The organism is Nitrospirillum amazonense (assembly GCF_029594735.1).
Classification (GTDB): domain Bacteria; phylum Pseudomonadota; class Alphaproteobacteria; order Azospirillales; family Azospirillaceae; genus Nitrospirillum; species Nitrospirillum amazonense.
This window is the reverse complement of sequence record NZ_JARPAF010000004.1, coordinates 95,486-119,043: the sequence shown is the minus strand read 5'-3', so window position 1 is coordinate 119,043 and position 23,558 is coordinate 95,486. Positions and strand designations below refer to the sequence as shown.

The window sequence follows — 23,558 nt, the reverse complement described above, 5'->3', positions numbered from 1 at the left end:
TTCAGGTTTCCCCCATGATCCGCACCGCCCGCCTGCTGGCGCTTGCCGGCGCCTGCCTGTCTGCCACCCTGGCCGCCGCCCTGGCCGCCGCCCTGGCCGCCCGGGCAGCGCCCGCCGACGATCCGGTAGTCTTCCACTTCGCCACGGTGGGCGACAGCCGCCAGGATCCGGAGGACCCGCGCCTGACCGTGCATGACGCCCCGTTCCTGCAGGCGACGCGGCAGCTGGCCCGCATTAGCCGTGAGGTGCAGGCGGCCCATGCCCAGGCCTTCATCTTCCTGGGCGATATGGTCATGGGCTACACCCCCGACCGGCCGTTGCTGGACCGCGAGTACGCCTATTGGCGCGGCATGATGGCCCCGCTGATGGAAACGGGCACCTACGTCCTGCCCGTGGCCGGCAACCATGAGACGGAAAGCAAGGTCAAGCAGCCCAACGGCAAGACCCTGAAGCTGGCCAACACCGCCAACGAGGACGCCTGGCGGGCGAACATGGGCGACCTGGTGCTGGACGCCCCGCTATGGCAGCGGCTGACGGGCGTGCCCGCCACCCATTGGTCGATGGACAACACGCCAGCCATCGGCACCGACCGCATCACCAGCGACCAGCGCCAGCTGACCTACAGCTTCGACACCGGCCCGGTGCATATCGCCGTCATCAACACCGACCCCAGCGGCGCCGACGGCACCGCACCCGTCGCCTGGCTGGAGGCCGACCTGACGGCGGCCGAGGCGCGCGGCGCCACCCACATCTACATCTTCGGCCACAAGATGGCCTACAACTACGACTTCCCCGTGCCGAAGGACAAGGTGGGCAAGGCCGAGAAGGAAACCGGCCTGGAGGCGGGCGGCGAGGCCATGCGCGACACCTTCTGGCAGATCGTGGAACGCCACCACGCGACATATTTCTGCGGGCATGAGCACATCTTCCACGCCTGGCAGCCGACCAAGGCGCAGGGTGGGCAGGCCTGGCAGGTGATCATCGGATCCGGCGGGTCGCCCCTGGCGGCGGTCAAGGCGGGCGGCACGGGGGAGGTGGACCGCCTATACGCCTGGGCGGAAGTCTGGGCCTATCGCAGCGGCCGCACCCACGTGGCCATCCACGGCTTCGACGACGGCGACGCCGCCAGCCGCACCCTGCAGGAATGGGACATCCCCGCCGGACGCTGACCCGGGTTTATTCCATCAACCGCTGGAGCTGCATGGCCATGGCCTCCAGCGCCCGTTCGGGTTCCAGCTGGTATTTCTCCAGCGCGAACAGCCGGTGTGACGGGAACCAGGGACGGACCGGGGTGCCCAGGGTCGTCCAGTCGCGTGAGGCGAAGCGCCAGCAGGGGGTGCCCACCGCCCCCGCCATCTCACCCACCGCCGTGGCGGCACCGATCACCAGGTCGCAAGCCGCCGTCAGCGCGGCGGCCGTTTCCAGATCGTCGCGCAGGTCGGCATCGGCGAAGCGATGGACCGTCAGGCCGTGGTCGCGCTTCAGCGCCGCGATCTCTTCCACCGCCGGCTGATAGTGCAGGCTGACCGCCATGACCCCCGGCAGGGACAGGATGGACCGCCATTGGGCCAGCGTGGAATAGGCCCGCGACCGTTCGGTGCTGAGCTGGCCGGAACGCCAGGCGATCCCCACCACTAAGGCGGGCCCGGAAGCCAGCTCCGCCAGCCGGCACCGCCAATGGGCCACCCGCCCCGCATCGGGCAGCAGATAGCCCGCCGCCATCCCGCTGCAGGCGAAATCCGCCAGCGTCGGCGCCAAGAGGGCCGCCAAGTCGCCGGCCGCCACCACGAAGTCGGCGCCCGCCGGCTCCAGCGCGGCCGCCTCCTGCCGGCGCGGCCGGGACAGGAAGCGCAGGGAGGGAAAGCTGCGGCCCAGCAGACCGGCCAGGCGCGGATCGCACTCCACCAGCACGGCCGTGGCCCCCTGGTGGGCCGCCCGCGCGGCCAGCGCCTGATAGAGGCTGGCGAACAGCAGTTCGTCCCCCAGTCCCTGTTCGTGCCACACCCGCAGGGTGCGGCCTGCCAGGCTTTCCCCGCGCCAAGCCGGGCGGTCGAAGCGGGGTGCCGTCCCTTTATCCTCGGCCGCGAAGCGCCAGGCATAGCCCTGCCAGCCCCGCTTCAGGATGCCCAGCTGCAAATCGACCAGGCCGCGGTTGAAATGCGCCGTGGCCAAGGCCGGATCCAGTTCGATGGCGCGGGCATAGCTGTCGCCGGCAGCGGCATAGCGGCCGGCATCGTTCAGGCAGCGGCCCCGGTTGTTCCACGCGGTCGCCTGGTCGGGCGCCAGGGCCACAGCGCGCTCCAGCCAGGGCGGTCCGGCGAAGATGTCGCCAGCGCGGCGCAGGGCCTCGCCCAGGCCGCACAGGGCGTCGATGACCACGGGATCCTGCGTATCCGACACCTCCTGCGGCAGCAGGGCGCCGCCCAGCGCCCGGCGGAAGGCGTCGATGGCCGCCGCCGGGCGGTCCAGCGCCAGTAGGGCCGTACCCAGGTTGGACGCGGCCGCTGCCAGGTCCGGCGCCAACTGCAGGGCCCTTTCCTGGCAGGCCGCCGCCTCCGCCGCGCGGCCCTGCGCCAGCAGGGCGTTGCCCAGATTGGTCAGGACATCCGGCCGGTCCGGCTCCGCGTCCAAGGCCAGGCGATAATGGCCTTCGGCCTCCGCCGCGCGGCCCAGGGTCTGCAGCACGTTGCCCAGGTTGGACTGGGCGGCGGCATAGGCAGGCGCCACCTCGACCGCCCGGCGCAGGAAGGGCAGGCCCGCCTCCGCCCGGCCCAGCTGCGCCAGGGCCAAACCCAGGAGATGCAGGGCCACCGGCTGGTCCGGCTGGCGGTCCAGCACGGCGCGGTAGCGCGCCAGGGCGCCGGCGGCGTCGCCCGCCTGATGACGCGCGGCGGCGGCCAGCAGGCCATCCACATCGGAAGGTGACGATTGCGGGGGTACGGGCAGCCCGCGGCGCAGCCGATCCACGGTGGCCACCACCGTCGCCACCGTGTCGGCGGCGCGGCCGTCGGCCGGGGCCGGCACCACCGCCATGGCGGCGAACCAGGGCCGCACGGCGGTGCCCAGCATGGACCAGTCCATGCGCGTTCCCACCCGCCAGACCGGCACGCCCAAGGCGCCCGCCAGTTCCCCGACGGAGGTAGGGGCCGTGACCACCAAATCCAGGCAGGCAGTCAGGGCGCCCGCCGCCTCCAGATCCTGGCGCAGGTCAGTGTCGGCCCAGCGGTGCAGAGTGACGCCCAGGGCGGCCTCCACCGCCCGCACCTCCTCCTCGACCGCGCCGTATTGCAGCATCACCGGGATGACGCCCGGCAGGCGCAGCAGGGGCGCCCAGTCGGCCAGGCGGGTGTAGGCGCTGTCCCGGTCCAGGTCGCGCACCATGCTCTGCCAGCACAGGCCCACGCGCAGGCCCGGCCCCAGCGCGTCCACCCGCACCCGCCAGGCGGCCAGGCGCGCTGGATCGGGCGTCAGATAGGCCTGCCCCGTGAAGGCACCCAGACCGTCCCGCAGCACCTGGGGCAGGCTGCCGGCAGGGATGTGCAGGTCGGCGCCGGCGGCAGCGGCGGTGATGAAGTCCGGCGCCACCGTCACCCTGCCGCTCCCTGGGTCCACGAAGGCGCGGGTGAAATAGCCAGCCAGCCGGGCGTCGCATTCCAAGACGAAGCTGGCCTCGGGATGGGTGGCGATCAGCTCCCGATACAGGCTGGCGAACAGCAGCTCGTCGCCCAGTCCCTGTTCCCGCCACACCAGCAGGCGGCGCCGGCCCAGCGCCTCCCCCTGCCAGCGGGCCTGGGGAAAGCGGCGGTCGGGCAGGGCCTGGCCGGCGTCGAAGCGGGCCTGGTAGCCGGACCAGCCGGTTGGCAGCCGCCCCTCGGCCAGATCCAGGATGGCCAGATTGTAGCGCGCGGGCGCGAAATCCGGCCGCAGGGCAAGGGCCCGCTGGAAGCCCGCCCGGGCCTGGCCCTGGGTCTGGCGAATGGCGTCCCGCGTGGGCCCGCGTTCCCCCAGCCAGGTCAGGGCCAGGTTGTTAGCGGCCTCGACATAGGTGGGGTCCAGGGCCAGGGCCCGTTCGTGGCAGGCCCGCGCCAGTCCCCACATCTCCTCCGTCCCCAGGGCCAGGCCCAGATTGGTCAGGGTGTAGGGCGTCTCCTCCGCCGCCACGGCGGCCCGCGCGGCGGCCAAGCCCTCAGCCGTGCGCCGCAGGCCGGCCAGGGCGCGGGCCTGCTCCACCAGGGCCTTGGCATATCCTGGACGCAGCGCCAGGGCGCGACCCGCCGCCGCCAGCGCCGCATCCCAGGCGCCGAGCTCGACATGGGCCCCGGCCAGGTTGCCCCAGGCCTCGACATAGTCCGGCACCAGTTCCGTGGCGCGGCTGAAGGCGGACAGGGCGCCGGGCAAATCGCCGCCGGCCCGCAGGGCGCCGCCCAGGCTGTTGTGCGCCTGGGCGAAGGCGGGGTCCGCCGCGACCGCGCGGCGCAGCAGGCTGGCCCCTTCGTCCACCCGGCCATCCTGCACCATAACCACGCCCAGCAGGTGCAGGGCATCGACATCCCCGGGCACCCGCGCCAGCACGGAACGGTAGATCGCCTCCGCCCCCGCCAGATCGCCGGCGCGATGGGCGGCCATGCCGGCCTCCACCGTGGCCGGGTTATCCATCGGCGGGCTGGCCACCGTCTCCGCCCTCAGGCGCAGCAGCGCCGCGCGTATGGCCGGGACGACCACCTCCGGCGGCCCCCAGCCGGAAAACCATTGGCGCTGCGCCGGGAGCCAGGGCCGCGCCTCGGTGCCCAGGGACGCCCAGGCCGGCATGTGCTGAAACCGCCAAGTGGGTATGCCCAGGGCCGCCGACAGCTCACCCACCGCCGTGCCGGCCGACACCACCAGATCCAGCCCCGCCATCAGCGCCGCGACCCCCTCCTGATCGTCGCGCAGGTCCAGGTCATCCCACAGATGCAGGGTCACGCCGGTCGCGGCGGCGACCTCGGCCATCTCCGCCGCGGCGTCGCCAGCGCGGGCGTCATACTGCAGCACCACGAAATGGACATCCGGCACGGTCAGCAGCGGCACCATCTGCATCAGAGTCAGGTACAGGTTCTGCCGCCCCAGGCCGCGCAGGCCGCTGCGCCAGCACAAACCGACCTTGAGGCCGGGCCCGAGGGCGGCGAGGCGGCCGCGCCAGAACGCCGCCCGCTGCGGATCGGGACGCAGCCAGGGCGGCGGATCCCCCGGAAAGTCCCCGAGGGAGCGGCGCAGCAGGGCCGGCAGTCCGCCCAGGGGCACATGCATGTCGGCGTCGCGCGGCGTGTCGGTACGGCCACGCACCACCAGGTCCAGGCTCGCCGGGACCTGCGGCTGCAGCGCCCGGGACAGCAAGCCGACCAGCCGGGCGTCCACCTCCACCACCACGCGGCGGCAGCCGCGCGCGCCCAGCCAGCGCAGCAGGTCGGGCAGGCAGCTGGCGAACAGGATTTCATCGCCCAGGCCCTGTTCGCCCCATACCAGCAGGGCGCGGTCCCGCACGTCGCCACCGGTCCAGGCCGGCAGCACCAGGTCCCGCCGGGCCGTACTGTCGGGCACGGCGAAGCGGGCGGGATAATCGTGCCACCCGGCCTCTAGGTCGCCCAGCTCCAGCGCCAGCATGGAGAGGTTCACCCGCGCCTTGGCCCAGCCTGGCCGTAGCGCCAACGCGCGGCGGTAATGGTCGCGCGCCTCTTCCACCAGGCGCAGGTCGAACAGGGCCCGACCCAAATTGAGATGGGTATCGGCGTCGTCGGGCTGCTGCGTCAGCACGGCGCGCAGATGGGCGGCGGCGGTTTCCGGTTGGCCCAGCAGCAGGCGCAGGTTGGCCAGGCCACTCAGCGCCGCCGCCGATGCCGGCTCGATCGCCAACGCCCGGTGAAAGGCCTCAAGCGCCGCGTCCGGCCGGTTCAGCCGGGTCAGGGCGACACCAAGATTAACCCAGCCGCCGACCCAGCCGGGGTCGGCCTCCGTCGCCCGGCGCTGGGCCTCTGCCGCCGCTTCGTCATTCCCCAGCGCGGTCAACGTCAGGCCGCGGTTGGCATGCAGGACCGCCCGGTCCGGCGCCAGCTGCACGGCCCGGTCGTGGCAGCGCAGGGCGTCAGCCCCCTGGCCCAAGCCCTGCAGGGCGAGGCCCAGGCCGGACAGCGCCTCGGCATTGTCGGCGCGCAGGCGCAGCAGCTGGCGGTAACGGTCCGCCGCCGCCGCCCAGCGCTCCTCCCGCCGCAGCAGGCCGGCCAGCGCCGCCAGGGCACTGGCATGGCCAGCGTCCGCCGCCTGGCCCAACCGCTCCACAGCCAAGTCCACCCGGCCGGCGTCGCGTGCCGCCAGGCCGTCGGCGTACAGCGTGTCAGGTGACGGTGCCGGGGGCAATGGCGCTGGGGGCGACGGCGCAGGACCATCGGCAAGGGCGCTCCGGACCAGACTGGCCAGCCGCCAGGCGAGATGCGGCAGCACCACGCCGATGACCTCGCCCTCCGGCGGGAAGAAGGGCTGCTGCGCCGGGAACCAGGGCCGCGCCCCGCTGCCCAGCCGGGTCCATTCAAAGGTGGCGCCCAGCCGCCAGCACAGCACACCCAGGGCGCCGGCCAGTTCAGACACGGCGGTGCCGGCCGTCACCACCAGGTCCAGGCCGCTGATCAGGGCCGCGACGCCGTCCAGATCATCGCGCAAATCCAGGTCGGGCCAGCGGTGGATGCGGATGCCCAGGCGCGCCTCGGCCGCCATCAGCTCGGGCTCCGCCGCCGCGCCGTCGTACTGCAGGCTGACAAAGTGCACGTGCGGCAGCCGCAGCAGCGGGTCCCACTCGTCCAGCTGCGGGTACAGCAACCGGCCGCGTTCTTCAGTCCGCAGGCCGCTGCGCCAGCACAAACCCACCTTGAGGCCCCGGCCCAGCGCCGCCAGACGGGTGGCCCACACTGCCGCCAGCGCCGGGTCGGCCGTCAGATAGGCCGTCGGGCCCCCGGCGAAACTGGCCAGGTCCGGCCGCAACAGGGCCGGCAGGTCGCCCGCCGACAGGGCCGCGTCGGGCATCGGGGCGTTGCCACCGTTCAGCACGCGGCCCGCCGGCGCGATGACGGCGCCGGGAAAGGCGCGGGTGAACAGCGCGGCCAGACGCGGATCGCAATCGATGACCAGCCGGCCCACCCGGTCCGCCAGGTCGGGGTAGAGGCTGGCGAACAGCAATTCATCCCCCAGGCCCTGTTCGCGCCGCACCAGCAAGGTGCGCCCCGTCAAATCCTGCCCCCGCCACGGCGGCGCCGGCAGCGGGCCCGCCGCCCCGCCCAGGTCGCGGCGGGCATAGCCCTGCCAGCCTGCCGCCAGGTCCCCTTGCGCCAGGCGGGCCAGGCCCAGGTTGAACTGGATCAGGGGCTCACCGGCGTCCAGCGCCCCGGCCGCGGCCAAGTGGCGCGTTCCGTCCGCCAGGCGGCCCTGGGCCACCAGGGCGGTACCCAGGTTGCCGTGTGCATGCGCCATCCCCGGCGCCAAGGCCACCGCCCGGCGAGCCAGGGATTCCGCCTGCCACGGAGCCCCCAGGGCCGTCATCGTGCCCGCCAGGTTGACCAGCGTTTCCGCCCGCTCGGGCGCCAGCCGCAGGGCGTGCAGCAGCGCCGCCTCCGCCCCCGCCAAGTCGCCCCGGTCGCGCAGCAGCGCCCCCAGGTTGGATGCCGCCGCCGCCAGGGCCGGGTCCTGCGCCAGCGCCCGCCGGTAGGCGGCCTCCGCCTCAGCCAGGCGGCCCAGCTGGCGCAGGATGTTGCCCAGGTTGTTGGCCGGCATGGCCGATTGTTCCGGCGGCAGCAGGGCCAGGGCCTGGACAATGGCGGGCACCGCCCCGGCGGCGTCACCCCTATGGAAGCGCGCCAGTCCCAGCAGGTGCAGCGCCTGGCCCCGCGCGGTCGGCGCCAATTCGCCCCATGCGATCAGCGCGTCCAGGGCGGCCACCGCCTCCGTCGCGCGGCCGGCCGTCAGCAGATCATAGGCCTGGGCCAGGGTCGGCAAGTCGGGGGGGCGGGACATCGCCCGGGGCGCCACCCCACGGTCATTTGTTTCGATACCAAAATCAGCCAGCGTCAGCAGGGCCATCCGCACCTGGTCCAGGGCATCGGCCACAGTCTCGGCCGGGAAGATGCGCATGGCCGGGTACCAGGGCCGTACCCGGGTCCCGAGCATGGACCAGTCGCCCGGCAACTCCATGCGCCAAATGGGTACGCCCAGGGCGCCCGCCAGCTCCCCCACCGAGGTGGGGGCGGTGATCACCATGTCCAGGGCGGAAATCAGGGCGGCCACGCCCTCGATATCATTGCGCTGGTCCAGGTCGGTGAAGCGATGCGGCAGGCGAAGCCCCTGTTCCGCCGCGGCCCGCCGCTCCGCCGTGACGTCGCTGTATTGCAGATCCACCCAGGTGATGCCCGGCAGGGACAGCAGCGGCGCCCACCGCGTCAGCCCCAGGTAATTGGGGTCGCGGTGCGGCGCCCTGATGCCGGAGGTCCAGCACATGCCGATTTTCAGCCCGGGGCCCAGATCGGCCAGGCGTTGACGCCAGTGCGCCACTGCCTGGGGTTCGGCCGCCAGCCAGCCGGCGCCGCGCCCCGCGTAATCACGCAGGCGGGCACCGAACAGGGCCGGCAAGCCGCCGGCGGGCAGGTGTACGTCGAAATCGTTGCCGCCCAGCGGTTCGGGCCGCAGTTCCACGCGATCGGCCAGATCCGGCACCTCGCGCCGCAGGTAGCGCGACATGAGGCCGATCAGCCGGGGCTCCGTCAGGATGACGACACTGCCGCCGGCAGCCCCCCCCAGCGCCGCACGTAGGGCCGGGACATAGAGGGGTGAGAACATGAACTCATCGCCCAGCCCCTGTTCCCGCCACATCATCAGGCGGCGGCCATCCAACGCGTCCCCTGCCCACTGGGGGCGGTCGGGATATCGCCAGGGCTGGATATTTCCGGTAACGAAACGACTGGTGTAATCGGCCCAGCCACCCGGCAGCTGGCCCATCGCCAGCCGCACATAGGCGCGGTTATAGCGCGGCGCCGGATCCTGCGGGTCTGCGGCCAGCGCCCGGGTGAAGGCGGCCTCCGCCTCCGGGAGATCACCCAGGACCTGAAGCGCGTTGGCCAGCGACATCAGCCCCCGGGGGTTGGCCGGCTCCAGCGCCAGCAGGCGCCGGGCCATGATCGCCGCGCCCTCGCCATCATAGAGTTGGCGCATCAGGTCGCCCAGGTTCAGCAGGGCGGGGACATGGGTGGGGGCGATATCCAGCAGGCTGTGATAAGCGGCCATGGCCGCCGGGTGGTCCTTCAGCTCGGCATAGGCCAGGCCCAGGGACATCCAGGCGGAAACGCTGCGGGGAAACAGGCGCAGGGTGTGCCGCAGCAGGGGCACCGCCGCCGCCGCGTCCCCCACCTGCACCAGCAGCAGGCCCAGGTTTTCCAGCGAGCCTTGGTCGTCGGGCCGCGCGGCCAGCGCCCGTTCCAGCAGGGCGCGCCCCTCGACCGAGCGCCCCTGCTGATGGCAGGCCACGCCGCAGAGGTTCAGCGCGTCGGCCTGGGCCGGATCCAGTGCCAGGATACGGCGGTAGAGCGTCTCCGCCCCCGCGAGATCGCCCGCGCGGTGCCGGTCCATGGCCTGGGCCAGCAAGCCGGCGATCTGCCCGCCAGCCTGCCGGTCGCCCTTCGCCCCCGTACCGGCGCCGCCATGGACCATTTATCACCTGTCAGGAACATTGTTCGGAGGTTCAACCCCCGTTTCGCCGCCAACGGAAGGCCCACCCCGTGTAACCACCCCGTTAGGATAGCAGTTGTATGGTGATTACATAAACCACACAGATTGTTGATACTTGCCGTGGTGTTGGCGCTATACTCACCCCAACCATCCGGCGACCGTCCTGTCCGGGCGATCTCCGCGAACTTTCAGGCCCGGGGGGACGGCTCCACCGGCGGCGGGGGCAGACATGACGTCGAAGTTCCTTAAATCGGCCCTGGCCGACTTCAACGGCGCATCCATCCTGATCACCGGCGGGACCGGATCGTTCGGCCGCCAGTTCGTGCGCTATCTGCTGGAACACGCCAAGCCGCGCCGGATCATCATCTTCTCCCGTGACGAGTTCAAACAGTATGAAATGCAGCAGCAGCTGGGCGTGGCCCACGAGGGCGTGCTGCGTTTCTTCATCGGCGACGTGCGCGACCGGTCCCGCCTGGAAATGGCGATGCGCGAGGTCGAGTACTGCATCCACGCCGCCGCCCTGAAGCATGTGCCGACGGCGGAGTACAACCCCATCGAATGCATCCGCACCAACGTCTATGGGGCGGAGAACGTGGTGCACGCGGCCCTGGCAGCGGGGGTGCGCAAGGTCATCGCCCTGTCCACCGACAAGGCCGCCAGCCCCATCAACCTGTATGGCGCCAGCAAGCTGGCCTCCGACAAGATCTTCGTGGCGTCGAACAACCTGTCGGGATCGGTGGGCACCCGCTTCGCCGTCGTGCGCTATGGCAACGTCGTGGGGTCGCGCGGCAGTGTCATCCCGCTGTTCCGCCGGCTGATCGCCGAGGGCGCCGGCGAACTGCCCATCACGGATGAGCGCATGACGCGCTTCTGGATCACCCTGCAGCATGGGGTGGAGTTCGTGGCGTCCTGCTTCGGCATGATGCAGGGCGGCGAGATCTACGTACCCAAGATTCCCAGCATGCGGGTAGGCGACCTGGCCCGCTGCATGGCGCCGGACCTGCCGCACAAGGTCATCGGCATCCGTCCCGGCGAAAAGCTGCACGAGGTCATGATCACCGAGGACGACAGCCGCCAGACCTTCGAGATGGAGGATCGCTACGTCATCGAGCCGGCCTTCAACTGGTGGACACGCCAGGCCTACGTCAAGCTGGGGGCCAAGCCGGTACCCGATGGCTTCAGCTATCGCAGCGACAGCAACACGGATTGGCTGACCCCCGAACGCCTGGCCGTGCTGCTGCAGAGGCCGTGATGGCTGCCGACACCCCGTCTGTGCCTTCCTACCTGCCCTACGGCCGGCAGGCCATCGATGAGGACGACATCGCCGCCGTCACCGCCGTGCTGCGCGGCGACTGGCTGACGCAGGGCCCCACCGTCACCCGGTTCGAGCAAGCCTTCGCCCAAGCCGTGGGCGCCCGCCACGCCATCGCCTGCGCCAATGGAACCGCGGCGCTGCATCTGGCCTGCATGGCGTTGGACCTGCAGCCCGGCGACGCCGTGGTGGTGCCTGCCGTCACCTTCCTGGCCACCGCCAACGCCGCCCGCTATTGCGGGGCGGAGGTGGCCTTCGCCGATGTCGATCCTGAAACCGGCCTGATGGGCCGGGCAGACGCCGAGGCCGCCATCGCCCGGGCGGAGGCTGCCGGCTGGCGGGTGCGCGCCCTGGCGCCGGTGCACTTCGCCGGTCAGGCGGCCGACATGGACGCCCTGGGCGACCTGGCCGAGGCGCGCGGCCTGGCCATCATCGAGGACGCCTGCCACGCCGTGGGCAGCCGCCGGGCCAGGACCAATGGGGGTGTGGGCACCGTGGCCCTCGGCGCCTGCGACCGATCCGCCATGGCCTGCTTCTCCTTCCATCCGGTGAAGACCATCGCCGCCGGCGAGGGCGGCATGGTCACCACCAATGACGACGCCCTGGCGCGCAGCCTGCGGCGCAATGTCAGCCACGGCATGGTGCGGGATCCGGCCGCCTTCCAGGACAGGGCCGCGGCCTTTGGCGCCACCGGTGCCGCCAACCCCTGGTATTACGAAATGCCGGCGCCCGGGTACAATTACCGCCTGACCGACATCCACGCCGCCCTGGGCCTGAGCCAGTTGGGCAAGCTGGACCGCTTCGCCCGCCGCCGGGCGGAGATGGTGGCGCGCTACGACGAACGCCTGGCGCACCTCGCCCCCGTCATCCGGCACGCGGGGCGCAGCGGGGGCGAGCCCGCCTGGCACCTCTACGTCGTCCTGATCGACTTCGCAGCCCTGGGCCACGACCGCGCCGCCGTCATGGCGGAGCTGCGGGCCGAGGGCGTGGGCAGCCAAGTGCACTACATCCCGGTGCATCACCAGCCCTATTACCGGGAGCGCTATGGCAGCCTGAACCTGCCTGGCGCCGACGGCTGGTACCAGGCCTGCCTGTCCCTCCCCCTGTTCCCCGCCATGGCCGACTATGATGTGGGCCGGGTGGCGGCGGCGCTGGAACGGCTCGCCGGGGCCTGAGCGAGGCGGTCGCCCTGTGTCAGCCCGCCTTGCGCGCCAGTGCGGCCACGCGGTCCTGATAGGCGGGCGGGTATAGGGCCAGCTGACGGTGCATCAGCGCCCCACCTTCCGCGTCAGCCTCGCGATAGGCGGCCACCGCCTCGGCCGCCTGCCCGGCACCATCCAGCACCATGGCCAGCAGCAGCTTGGCCAGCGGCTGGTTGGGCGCCTGGGCGCTGGCCTGCTTCAGGCTGGCGACGGCCTCGGCCAGGGCTCCGGCCTCAAACTCCACCAGGCCGCGGCACTGGTTGGCGAAGTAGTTGCGCGGCTCACGGGTGCAGCCCGCTTGGGCGTGGGCCGCCGCCTGAGCCGTATCACCCCGGCGCAGCGCCACCAGGGCACGGTGGCTTTCCGGCAGGGCCCAGCCGGTGTCAACCTGGGCGCAGCGGCTGAAATGCTCCTCCGCCGCCGCCAGGTCGCCGGCCGCCAGGTCACGCATGCCCCATTGCAGCAGCAGGTTCTTGTCATCCGCGGCGCCCGCGCCCACCAGGGCGACGTAGCCCTCGATCTCGGGCACCGCCTCCTGTGGCCGCACCAGGCGCACCAGGCAGCGGATGATCTGGAAGCGCAAATCCGGACGGGTCGGCACCAGCCGGCTGGCCACCCGCGCGGCCGCCAGCGCCAACTCCGTCCGCCGCACCTGATCGTCCCGCCACTGAGCGAAAAGGGTGTTGGAGACATCAGCCAGGGCGCTGGCCAGGTCGTCGGCTGAACTGGCCGGGATGTCGCTAGCCACCGTCAGCGCGTGCGCCCAGGCGGCCAGCGCATCGGGGATGCGCCCTTCAACGTGGGCCGCCAGGCCGGCCAGCGCCGACACGCGAATGTCGGTGGCGGGCGCCAGCTCCACGAAGCGGCGGGCCCAGGCCACGCCTTCCGCCTTGCCATCCTTCAGCAGGCGGGCGGACAGGTTGGCGCAACCGTCCAGCCACAAGGCCGGCGCGCGTGCCTGCAGGTCGGCCTGCCGTTGCCGCGCGGCCTCGGCTTGGCCCAAGCGCTCTTCCGTCCACGCCAGCAGGGGATACAGGATGGCCAGGTCCGGCTGGATCTCCACAGCCCGCTGCAGGGCGCCGAGGGCCGCCTGGGCGTCGCCGCCCATCAGCAGGGCGATGCCCATCTCGAAATGATAATTGGCGAAGGTGGTCTGACGTATGCGATCCCGCCAACGGCCGATCGCCGCCTCATCCAGCGCGGTTGCCGCCTGGTCCCCTGCCGTCACGCTCATCTCCTGCCTTTCATGGTCGCCGACCGTGTCGGCGACACTGTACCAATCCACGGCGGCCAAGCCACGGCCTATCGCCGCCCGCGCGCCTGGGCGATGCAGCGTTCCATGCGGGGAATGAATTCCTCAGCCTTAAAGGGCTTCAGGATCACGCCGGCGGCCCCATTGCGCAGGGCCTCCTGCAACACTTCGGCCTCGGCATGGCTGGTGACCATGATGACCGGCACCATGGACAGGGCGTGGCTGCCGCGCACCGCCTTCAGGGTTTGCAACCCGTCCAGCGTGGGCATAGTGATGTCCAGCAGCAGGGCGCGCGGCTGCACCTGGCTCAGCATCCGCAGGCACTGGGCACCGTCGGACACGGGCACGGGGGTGTAGCCACCGGCCTTCAGCAGGGCGCCGATCATGGCCCGCAGGCCGGGTTCGTCCTCCGCGAATACGATCGCACCCTTGCTCATGCTTTCCTGCCGCCATTCCTGGGAGTTAGTCGTCCGCCACCTCCACCGCCTTACCGATAAACCGTTCGCCCAACGCCGTCCAGGCGCCGGGGCCGACACGGCCGATGCGGACGGCAAGGGCTCGCACGGCACCCATATCCCCGTCGGCGCAGGCGTCGTGCATCTGGCGGCCCAGCGCCTGCAGGCCCACAAGGCCGACATTGCCGGCGGTGGAGATCAGGTCGTGTGCCTCCGCCCGCAGGGGCGCCAGGTCCGTTGCCTCCGCCAGGGCCTGGATGCGCCGCACCCGGGCCAGACCGTGCTCGACGAAATTCTCCACCAGCACCTGGAAGTCGGCCGCCGGCACGATGGCCTGCAGCCCAGCCAGCACCATGGGGTCCAGCCGGCCCAGGCTGGCGTCGTCCTGCGCCATCGGATCCGACGGCGCCGCCTCCACATCAGGGAGCGGGCCTGCGGCATGGTCGGCGCCGCTGGCCACCCAGCGCGCCACCGTGTCCAGGAACTGCTGCTGGTCGAAAGGCTTGGAGACGTAGTCGTCCATGCCGGCGGCCAGATATTCCTCGCGCATGCCCACCATGGCGTTGGCGGTCATGGCCAGGATGGGCAGATGGCGCAGACCCAGGTCACGGCGCAGCACCTGGGTGGCGGTCACGCCGTCCATCACCGGCATCTGCACGTCCATCAGCACCAGGTCATAGGCCGTGGTCCGGCAGGCGGCCACCGCCGCCTGACCGTCCTCCGCCATGTCGACGGTATAGCCGTCGCGTTCCAGCATGATGCGCGCGACGGACCGATTGACCATGTTGTCGTCCACCAGCAGCAGTCGGCGGCCCAGCCCGCGAGCCCCCTGGTCGCGCGCCAGCGGCCCGTCCACCTCGGTCTCCATCACGTCGCCGCCGCCAAAGAGCCGCAGAAGCAGGGCGCGCAGCGCTGGAGCCCGTACCGGCTGGGTCAGCACGCCGTCCACCGCCATATCGGCTTCGGCCACCTGCTGCCGGTCGGTCGCCACCACCATCTTGGCCGCCGCCGCCCGGGGCAGGGTGCGCAGCCGGGCGGCCAGAGTGGGACCGTCCGCACCAACGGCGGCATCGGAGGGGGTCTCGGCGACGACCACGATGTCGAAGGCCCAGGCCTCATCCGCCGCCACCTCGGCCACAGCGGCGTCCGCGTCCGCCACGGACGTCACCATGAGATCCAGGCGCTCCAGCGCCTTCACCAGACCACTGGCCCCGACCACCAGGGCCCGCAGGCCGCTGAGTGCGGCCACGGCCGCGGCGCGGCGGGCCACCTGCACGCTGGACGGCTTCAGCGGAATGGTGAAGGCGAAGGTGGAACCGGCGCCGGGCACGCTGTCCAGGGTGATGCCGCCGCCCATGAGACGCACCAGCTCGCGCGAGATGACCAGCCCCAGGCCGGTACCGCCATAGCGCCGGTTGATGGACGTGTCGGCTTGGGTGAACTTTTCGAACAGGCGGGCCTGCTGGTCGGCGCCCATGCCCACGCCCGTGTCGACGACGGTGAAGCGCAGGCGGCGGCGGTCGTCCGCCCGGTCTCCGCCGTTTTCAGCGGGTGCCGCCGTGATGGCCAGGCTGACGCGCCCCTCGGCCGTGAACTTCACGGCGTTGCCCATCAGGTTCAGCAGCACCTGGCGGAGGCGGGTGGGGTCGCCGCGATAGGCGCCGGCAACCTCGGGCGCCACGGAGACGTCCAGATCCAGCCCTTTTTCCCGCGCCTGCGGCGTCAGCAGGGCCACCACGCCTTCCACCACGTCATCCAGGACGAAGTCCACCATCTCCAGCTCGACCTTGCCGGCCTCCAGCTTCGAGATGTCCAGGATGTTGTTGATGATGTTCAGCAGGGCCTGGGCGCTGTCGTGGATGGCCTCGGCATAAGCGCGCTGCTCGGTCGCCAGCGCGGTGCCAAGCAGGATCTGGGTCATGCCCATGATGCCGTTCATGGGCGTGCGGATCTCATGGCTCATATTGGCCAGGAAATCGGACTTGGCGCGATTGGCCGCCTCCGCCGCCTGCTTGGCGCCGGCCAGATCATCGGCCAGGGCGGCCAGGTCGCCCTCGCGCTTCTTCTCCCGCGTGATGTCGGACAGGGTCACCACCAGGCCACGCCCCCAGGGCACGGCGGTGATGCGGAACCAGCGCCCGTCCTCATCCCGGTGATATTCGAAGGTGGTGGCGCGGCCCGTGTCCACCACCTCGACATAGCGGTCGAACAGGCCACCGGCCGCAAGATGCGGAAACAGCTCCTTCAGGCCCCGGCCCACCAGGTCGTGGGCGGAGCGGCCGGCCATCTTCTCGGCGGTGACATTGACCAGCTCGAACCGGAAGTCCCTGACGTCGAAGTTTTCGTCCCGGATGGTCTCATAGGCGAAGACCCCGTCCAGCGAGGCGTTCAGCACGTTGTCCAGCAGGGTGCGTTGCGCCTGCAGGGTGGCACGCGCCGCCTCCAGCTCCGTCACCTGGGCGTTCAGGTGCAGGGTCGCCGCCACCTGGTCCGACACGTCGCGCAGCAGGGCGACGTAATGGGTGACGCGGGTGCCCACACGGGCCGGGAAGATGGCCAGGTCCACCCAGAAAGGGCGGCGGTCGCGGGTATAGTTCAGCAGGCGCTGGCGCACCGGTTCCCCCGCCGCCAACGCCTGGCGGATGCGCTCCAGCGCCGCCCTGTCGGTCAGCGGCCCCTGCAGGAAGCGGGGGGAACGGCCCACCGCCTCGTCCCAGGAGAACCCGGTGACGGTGGTGAAGGCCTCGTTCACGAAGATGATGCGGGGGCCCGGCTCGTCCAGCGCGTCGGCCTCGGTGATCATGATGCCATCGGTGGCGTGCACCGCCACCGATTGCAGCAGGCGCAGGCGCTCTTCCGCCGCCACTTGGTGGGTACGGTCGCGTCCCGACCCGCGAAAGCCCCGGAATACGCCGGCTTCATCGAAGAAGGGCTTGCCACTGATCACCACGTGCCGCAGTACCCCGTCCTCGCCGTACAGGCTGTAGGTCAGGTTGCGGAATGGCTGGCGCGCCGCCAATCGCTCCTCATAAACTAACAGGTCGGGATTGTCGGGATCGAGGGCGAAGTCGCGGCGGGTACGGCCCAGGAAATGACCCGCCGGGATGCCCAGGCTGCTGACGCCCTGGGACATCTGGGTGAAGCGCCCTTCCGGATCGGTTTCCCAGAACCAGTCGCTGGATACCTCCGTCAGGTCGCGGAACTGGGCCTCGCGCTGGGCGATCTCACGCTCGTGCCGGTCCAGCGCCGCCGCCATGTCGTTGAAGGATCGGGCCAGCTCTGCGAACTCCGCCGTGCCCGGCGCGATGGCGGCGCGTACGCCCCTGTCACCGGCGGCCAGGCGGGAGACGGCATGGCGCAGGGCCAGCACGCCGCGCAGCACCGTCGCCTCCACCCCCACCCAGCCCAGAAGCAGGGCGCAGAGGGCGGCCACGCCGCCAAAGGCCAGGGTGCGCCGCTGATCGGCCAGGATGGGGGCCAGGACGGCGGCGCGATCCGCGCCCACCACGACATGCGCCCCGCTGCTGGGCAGGGCGGCGATGCCCACCAGCCGGTCCACCCCGTCCAGGGTGACGAATTCCCCCCGGTCGGTCGGCCCGTCCAGCACCGCCTGAATGAAAGGATTGTCCTTGAAATTATGCCCCACCAGATCCCGCCGTTCGGGGATGCGGGCCAACACCGTGCCGGCGCGGTCCACCAGCAGGAACAGGGACCCGTCGTGGCTGAAGCGGGCGCCCGTCTTCTCGATCCAATCCATGCTGAGCCCGGCCAGCACCAGCGCGTCCGGCTTGCCCGAATCCGCCGGCCTGTCCGGCCGGTACACCGGCTGGGCGGTGCCCAGGATCACACGGTTGCTGGGCCGCCCGAACACATAGTCGCTGGTGCTGGCCCGGCCGGTCTCGAAGGCCTGGCGCACGTATTCGCGGTCGCTGTAGTTGGACCAAGGCTGGTCCGCCGATGAGCAGATGACAGAGCCATCGGGCTTGACCACGTGGATGTTGGAAACCCAGGGCTGGGACGCCTTCAGGATGCGGGCGTCATCGACACACTGGTCCGTGGGCAGCAGGGCGGAATGCTGGGCGAAGCCCAGGCTGAGCCGCCGCACCTGGTCCAGCAGGCGTTCCTGTTCGTCCGCCGCCATGCGGGCCAGTTCCACCGCCTGGGCCTCGACGGCGGCGACGGCTTCGTCCCGCCGGGCCCGGCTTTCGCCCAGCAGCAACAGGAAGAAAGGCACGGTCGTACCGATCAGCAGCAGCAACAGGCGCCGCCGCAAGCCCAAGGCCATCCCTCATCCCCCAACAGGCCGGGGGCATGGAGGCCCCGGCCGTTCCCGCCAGGGGACCTTTGTCGCACCCGGATGCCGCATCCGTCCAGGGCGCGGACGGAGAGGCTACATAGATAGGATTTGCGTGAAACGATCCCTAGTCGGCGGCCCCCGCCACCACCTGGCCGCCGGCGGGACGCTCGGCATGCCGCGGCATGAGGCGGGAGGCGAAGTAGGCCAGTTCCAGGGCGGGGCCCCGGGCACGGGCGGCGTCATCCAGGCCCCGGGTGCCGTGCCCGCCCTCGTCACTCTCATAGAACAGCACGGGCTTGCCCAGCGCCTCCATGCGGGCAGCGAACTTGCGTGCATGGCCGGGGCCCACGCGGTCGTCGTGGGTGGCCGTCATGATCAGGGTTTCCGGGTAGGTGCGCGTGGGATCCAGCCGCTGGTAGGGGGAAATGCTGGCCAGGAAGGCGCGTTCCTCCGGCACCGAGACGCTGCCGTATTCCGCCACCCAGGACGAACCGGCGGCGATGGCCTCATAGCGCAGCATATCCAGCAGCGGCACCTTGATGGCCACCGCCCCCCATAGGTCGGGGTGCTGGGTCAGGGCGACGCCCATCAGCAGGCCGCCGTTGGATCCGCCGCTGATGCCCAGGCGTGCCGGCTGGGTGACCTGGCGTTGAATCAGGTCGCGCGCCACAGCGGTGAAGTCGTCGAAGGACTTCTGCCGGTGGGTCTTCAGCGCCGCCTCGTGCCAGGCGGGGCCGAACTCGCCCCCGCCCCGGATGTTGGCTACGACATAGACGCCCCCCCGGTCCAGCCACAGCTTGCCGATGGTGGCGGAATATGTCGGCAGGCGCGACAGGTTGAAGCCGCCGTAGGCCGTCAGCAGGGTGGGGTTGTCGCCGCTGAGCACCATGTCCTTGCGGTGGACGATGAAATAGGGGACGGCGGTGCCATCGGTGGACACGGCCTGCCACTGGTCCACGGTGTAGGGGCTGGCGTCGAAGCCAGGGCTGCCGGCCTTGACCAGGGTGGCGGCGGCACTGTCCAGGTCCACGCTCCACACCGCCTGGGGCGTCAGGAAGCCGGCCACGGTCACGGTCAGCTTGTCCTTGTCCTCGCTGCTGGACTTGATGCTGACGGCCGACATATCCGGCAGATCGACACGGGTCGTCTTCCAGCCACCGTCGACGCGGGTCAGCACCGTCAGGCGGCCGCGCACATTCTCGTCGCTGGTCACCACCAGGTGCGACCTGGCCTTCACCAGGTTGGTCACGGCCTCGCGCGGGCCGGGCAGATAGACGGGGGCCGCCTTCAGCTTGGCCGGGTCGTGGCGGGCGGCGTCCAGATCCACCGAGACATAAGAGCCGGCGGGAAAGGTGCGGCCGCTGGCCGTCTGCCAGTCCTGCCCCAGCTTGACCACCAGTTGCCCGTTGGCCAACACCGCCAGTTCGGCCAGCGGCGGCAGGCCCAGCTTCAGGGTGTGGCGGCCCTCGACCAGATAATGTTCCGTGGTGAAATAGCTGGGCCGCCGTACCAGCACAATGGCGCGGTGGCCCTGGCGGTCGCGGAAGATGGCCGGGCTGACGGAGGTGTCGGTGACACGGCCCTGGAAAATCTCATGCGCCTGGTCCAGCGGCTGGCCGCGCTGCACCACCTTGACCACGTAGGGATAGCCGGAGCGGGTCAGCGCCGCGTCGCTGGAATCCCAGCCACGGGCCACCAGCAGGGTGTCATGGTCCAGCCACACCACCGTCTGCTTGGCGTAAGGCAGGTGGAAGCCGCCGGGCACGTAAGCCTTGGCCACAGGGTCGTATTCCCGCACCTCCACCGCGTCCTCGCCCGTGCGCGACAGCGACACCAGGCAGGTGCGCCCCATGACCACCGGGTCCGCCCCCGGGGCCGGCGGCGGCGCATCGGGATCGACCGTGCCGTAGCAATTGGACCCGGCATAGACATGGCGCACGCCGTCGATGGTGGTGACGGCCGGATCCTTGCCGTCCACCGCCCCGCCCGAGGGCAGCGCGCCGCTGCCACCCTCTTCCGACGCCTCATGCGCCAGCAGGGTGGCGGTGGAGATGAAATCGGACAGGGGCGCGTCCTGCGTCAGTTCCGCCAGCGTGCGCTGGTTCTGCCGCGCCACCCAGGCCAGCGCATCCGGCGAGTCGGGCGTTTCCAGCCAGGCGTAGGGATCGGTGTAGGTGGAGGACAGGCCGGACAGCGGGCTCGCCGGCTCGGCAGCCGGTTTTTGGGCGCATGCCGCCAGCGACAGCGCCAAAAGCAGAGCCGGAAGGACACGGGAACAAACGGACGGCATGGGACGCGACAGCCTCGGCGGATCGGGACCTGTCCCCTGGCGACAGCGGCGGCGGCCGGGGTCAGGAACACAGCGGAACGGAGGCAGGGAACACCTGCCCCGTTCCAGGATTGATCCCTAATCCTTGAGTTTCCGTAAAAGGTAGGTGAACTCCAGCGCCTGCCGCCTGGCGGTTTCCTTCAGGTTGGCGCTGGCCGCGTGACCGCCCTCGGTGTTCTCGTAATAGAGGTAGGGCAGGCCCATCTCCTTCATCTTGGCCGCCATTTTGCGGGCGTGCCCGGGATTGACCCGGTCATCCTTGGCCGAGGTGACGAACAAGGGTTCCGGATAGGTCACCCCTGCCTTGAGATTGTGGTAGGGCGAGATGCCCGCCAGGAAGGCCCGCTCTTCCGGCACCGCCGGGTCCCCGTATTCCCCCATCCAGGAGGCGCCGGCGCCGATGACGGGGAAGCGCAGCATATCCAGCAGCGGCACCTGGATGACGACGGCGCGCCACAGTTCCGGATGCTGGGTGAACTGCACGCCCATCAGCAGGCCGCCGTTGGAGCCGCCCTCGATGCCCAGCCGGCGGGTGCTGGTCAGCTTGGTGGCGATCAGGTCGCGGGCCACGGCGACAAAGTCGTCGTAAATGGCCTGGCGCTTGGTCTTCAGGCCCGCCTCGTGCCAGGCGGGGCCGAACTCCCCACCGCCCCGGATGTTGGCCAGCACATAGGCACCGCCGCGTTCCAGCCACATCTTGCCGGTGGCGCCCAGGTAGCGGGGCAGCATCGGCACCTCGAACCCGCCATAGGCGTACAGCAGGGTGGGGGTGGATCCGTCGAAGGGCACGTCGCGCGGCCGCACGACGAAGTAGGGCACGTGGGTCCCGTCGCTGGACACCGCCTCACGCTGTTCCACCACCGCCTTGGACGCGTCAAATTGCGGCGGCGTGGACTTCAGCCTTTCCACCGCCCCGGTGTTGGTGTCGACCAGCGACAGGGTCAGCGGCTCCAGGAAGCCGGCCACGGTGACGAAGGCGCGGTCATGGTCGCGGTCGGTGCCGGTGACGGTGATGTTGGCGTTGTCCGGCAGCTGCAGCTGCGCGCGGCGCCAGCTGCCGTCGGCATTGCGGTCGGCCACGTAGACGCGGCCCTTCACATTGTCCGTCAGGCTGATCAACAGGTGGTGCCTGGTGAAGTCCAGGTCGTTCAGGCCTTCGCGCGAGGTCGGCGTGTAGACAGGCACGGGATGCAAATGGTCCGGATCGGCCGTGGCCGCCGCCAGATCCAGCGCCACGACGGCCCCCTGGGGCACAGCGGTGCCCCCCGCGGTCCAGTCCTGCTTCACCTCCACGATCAGCTGGCCTTCGTGGATGCCGTGCACGCGGGCCTTCAGCGGCAAGGCCAAGCGCTTCGGTTGCCCACCCGCCAGCAGATAGGTCTCCACCTCGAAGAAGCTGAGGTTGCGGGTGATCAGCGTGGCCTGGTAGCCCTGGGCGTCACGCATGGTTTCGGCGCCGACCGACATGTCCGACGGCTGGCCCCGGAACACCTCCTGCGCCTGGTCCAGCGGCTGGCCGCGCTTCAGCGTCTTGATGACCAGGGGGTAGCCGGCGCCGCTCATGGTGCCGGGACCCCAGTCGCGGGCCACCAGCAGGGTTTCGGTGTCCGCCCAGGCGACCGTCTGCTTGCCACGCGGCAGGGCGAAGCCGCCGGCCACGAAGGCCCGGCTCTTCATGTCGAACTCGCGGATCGTCACCGCGTCCTCACCCCCGTTGGACAGGTGGACGACGCAGTGGCGACGGGTTTCCTCGTCGCAGTCGGTGCCCTTGAACACCCACTTCACGCCCTCGGCCTCGGCCAGGGCATCGACGTCCAGCACGGTCTGCCAGTCGGGCTTGTCCTTACGGAAGCTGGCCAGGGTGGTGGTGCGCCACAGCCCCTGGACGTGGTCGGCGTCCTGCCAGAAATTATAGACGGCGTCGCCGCGGAAGCTGACGCCCGGCACGCGGTCCTTGCTTTCGGCGATGGCCGTCGCCTCCGCCAGCAGGGCGGGATAGCGCGGGTCAGCCTGCAGCACGGCGGTGGAGCGGTCCGTTTCCGCCTTGGCCCAGGCCAGGGCGTCCGCGTTGTTCATATCCTCCATCCACGCCCGGCTGTCCTCGGGGATGCCGGTGGGCGGCGTGGCGGGTGTGGAATCGGCGAAGGCGGCGGTCGCCCCCAGCATCAGGCCGGGCGACAGCAGAAGTGCGCTGATCGTGTTTTTCATGAGCCCCATCCGTGAGGGCGGCCGACCGCTGCCACGGATCGCCCCTGCCCCTGTCTGTTGCCTTTAGTAGTGGGTCAGGACGAGGCCGGATGCAATACGCTGCTTAGGACAAATGGAGGTGACCCGGAAGTCGATCTCAGGCATCGGCCTCGCCGGCCTCGATGACGCCGTCGGCCGACTTGCGGAAGATGGACGGGGTGCCGACGTACAGCAGCACCACGTCCTGGTCCGAGGCGTTGCGGGCGCTGTGCGGCTGCAGGCTGTCGAAATGCAGGCTGTCACCCGCACCCAGCTTGGCCTTGGTCTTGCCCACCGTCCCCGTCATCTCCCCCTCCACGACGTAGAGGAAGTCCTCGCCGTTGCGCTGGTCGGTGGGGAAGGCATGGCCGGGCGGCACCCGCATCAGGATAATGTCCAGCTTGCGGTCCGCCAGGTTGCTGGCCAGGTCGATGTAATCCACCGGGCTGTCGACCTCGATGCGCCGGGGCTTGGCCGCGCGGTGAACGATGGTGCCGCTGTCCGGCACCTCCATGAAATAGGTAAGGTCCACGGTCAGGGCGTCGGCCAGGGCCAGCAGCGAGACCAGCGAGGGCACGCTCAAATCCCGTTCCGCCTGGCTGATAAAGGGGGCGGACAGGCCGGAGCGCTCGGCCACCTGCTGCAGGGTCAGGCCCAGCGCCTTGCGCCGCGCGCGGATACGGTCGCCCATAGGCATTTGCCGCCGGCGGTCGGTGGCGCTGACGATCTGCATGGCTGTATGCCCCC

General features: G+C 70.9%; 10 protein-coding genes. 3 read left to right on the top strand and 7 right to left on the bottom strand.

The genetic code is table 11. The annotated features are described in order from the left end of the window. The first annotated feature begins 14 nt into the window (after positions 1-14). Entirely contained in the window at positions 15-1,169 is a 1,155-nt protein-coding gene (locus P5F91_RS21330) for a metallophosphoesterase family protein (protein WP_145608810.1), read from the top strand. A 7-nt stretch (positions 1,170-1,176) separates the two neighbouring features. Here P5F91_RS21330 and P5F91_RS21325 read toward each other — a convergent pair whose 3' ends face one another. Beyond that, positions 1,177-9,720, bottom strand: coding sequence for a tetratricopeptide repeat protein (locus P5F91_RS21325; protein WP_277908209.1), 8,544 nt, complete (start codon positions 9,718-9,720; stop codon positions 1,177-1,179). Between the two features lie 247 nt (positions 9,721-9,967). Here P5F91_RS21325 and pseB point away from each other — a divergent pair, with 247 nt between their 5' ends. Together pseB and pseC are read left to right on the top strand one after the other, a co-directional pair. Further along, complete coding sequence (pseB, locus tag P5F91_RS21320; RefSeq protein ID WP_145608812.1) at positions 9,968-10,990, top strand: UDP-N-acetylglucosamine 4,6-dehydratase (inverting); 1,023 nt, start codon at positions 9,968-9,970, stop codon at positions 10,988-10,990. Beyond that, on the top strand, positions 10,990-12,225 hold the full coding sequence (gene pseC, locus P5F91_RS21315; protein ID WP_277908208.1) for a UDP-4-amino-4,6-dideoxy-N-acetyl-beta-L-altrosamine transaminase: 1,236 nt from the start codon (positions 10,990-10,992) through the stop codon (positions 12,223-12,225). The genes pseB and pseC overlap by 1 nt, the downstream gene beginning before the upstream one ends. A gap of 19 nt (positions 12,226-12,244) precedes the next feature. Here pseC and P5F91_RS21310 read toward each other — a convergent pair whose 3' ends face one another. From P5F91_RS21310 to P5F91_RS21285, 6 genes are all read right to left on the bottom strand, one after another. Further along, a complete protein-coding gene (locus P5F91_RS21310; RefSeq protein ID WP_277908207.1) occupies positions 12,245-13,486 on the bottom strand; it encodes a tetratricopeptide repeat protein in 1,242 nt (413 codons plus the stop codon). Between the two features lie 68 nt (positions 13,487-13,554). Beyond that, the gene (locus P5F91_RS21305; RefSeq protein WP_088873923.1) at positions 13,555-13,941 is read right to left on the bottom strand and encodes a response regulator; all 387 of its coding nucleotides are present in this window, start codon (positions 13,939-13,941) and stop codon (positions 13,555-13,557) included. A gap of 25 nt (positions 13,942-13,966) precedes the next feature. Next, positions 13,967-18,244 (bottom strand): response regulator, encoded by a 4,278-nt coding sequence (locus tag P5F91_RS21300; RefSeq protein WP_277908206.1) that lies wholly within the window; start codon positions 18,242-18,244, stop codon positions 13,967-13,969. A gap of 136 nt (positions 18,245-18,380) precedes the next feature. Continuing rightward, positions 18,381-20,546, bottom strand: a complete 2,166-nt coding sequence (locus tag P5F91_RS21295) for a prolyl oligopeptidase family serine peptidase (protein WP_145608817.1) — start codon at positions 20,544-20,546, stop codon at positions 18,381-18,383. Between the two features lie 117 nt (positions 20,547-20,663). Next, on the bottom strand, positions 20,664-22,793 hold the full coding sequence (locus tag P5F91_RS21290) for a prolyl oligopeptidase family serine peptidase (RefSeq protein ID WP_277908205.1): 2,130 nt from the start codon (positions 22,791-22,793) through the stop codon (positions 20,664-20,666). Between the two features lie 136 nt (positions 22,794-22,929). Further along, positions 22,930-23,544: a helix-turn-helix domain-containing protein gene (locus P5F91_RS21285; RefSeq protein ID WP_145608819.1), complete on the bottom strand. Its 615-nt coding sequence runs from the start codon at positions 23,542-23,544 to the stop codon at positions 22,930-22,932. Positions 23,545-23,558: the final 14 nt, after the last annotated feature.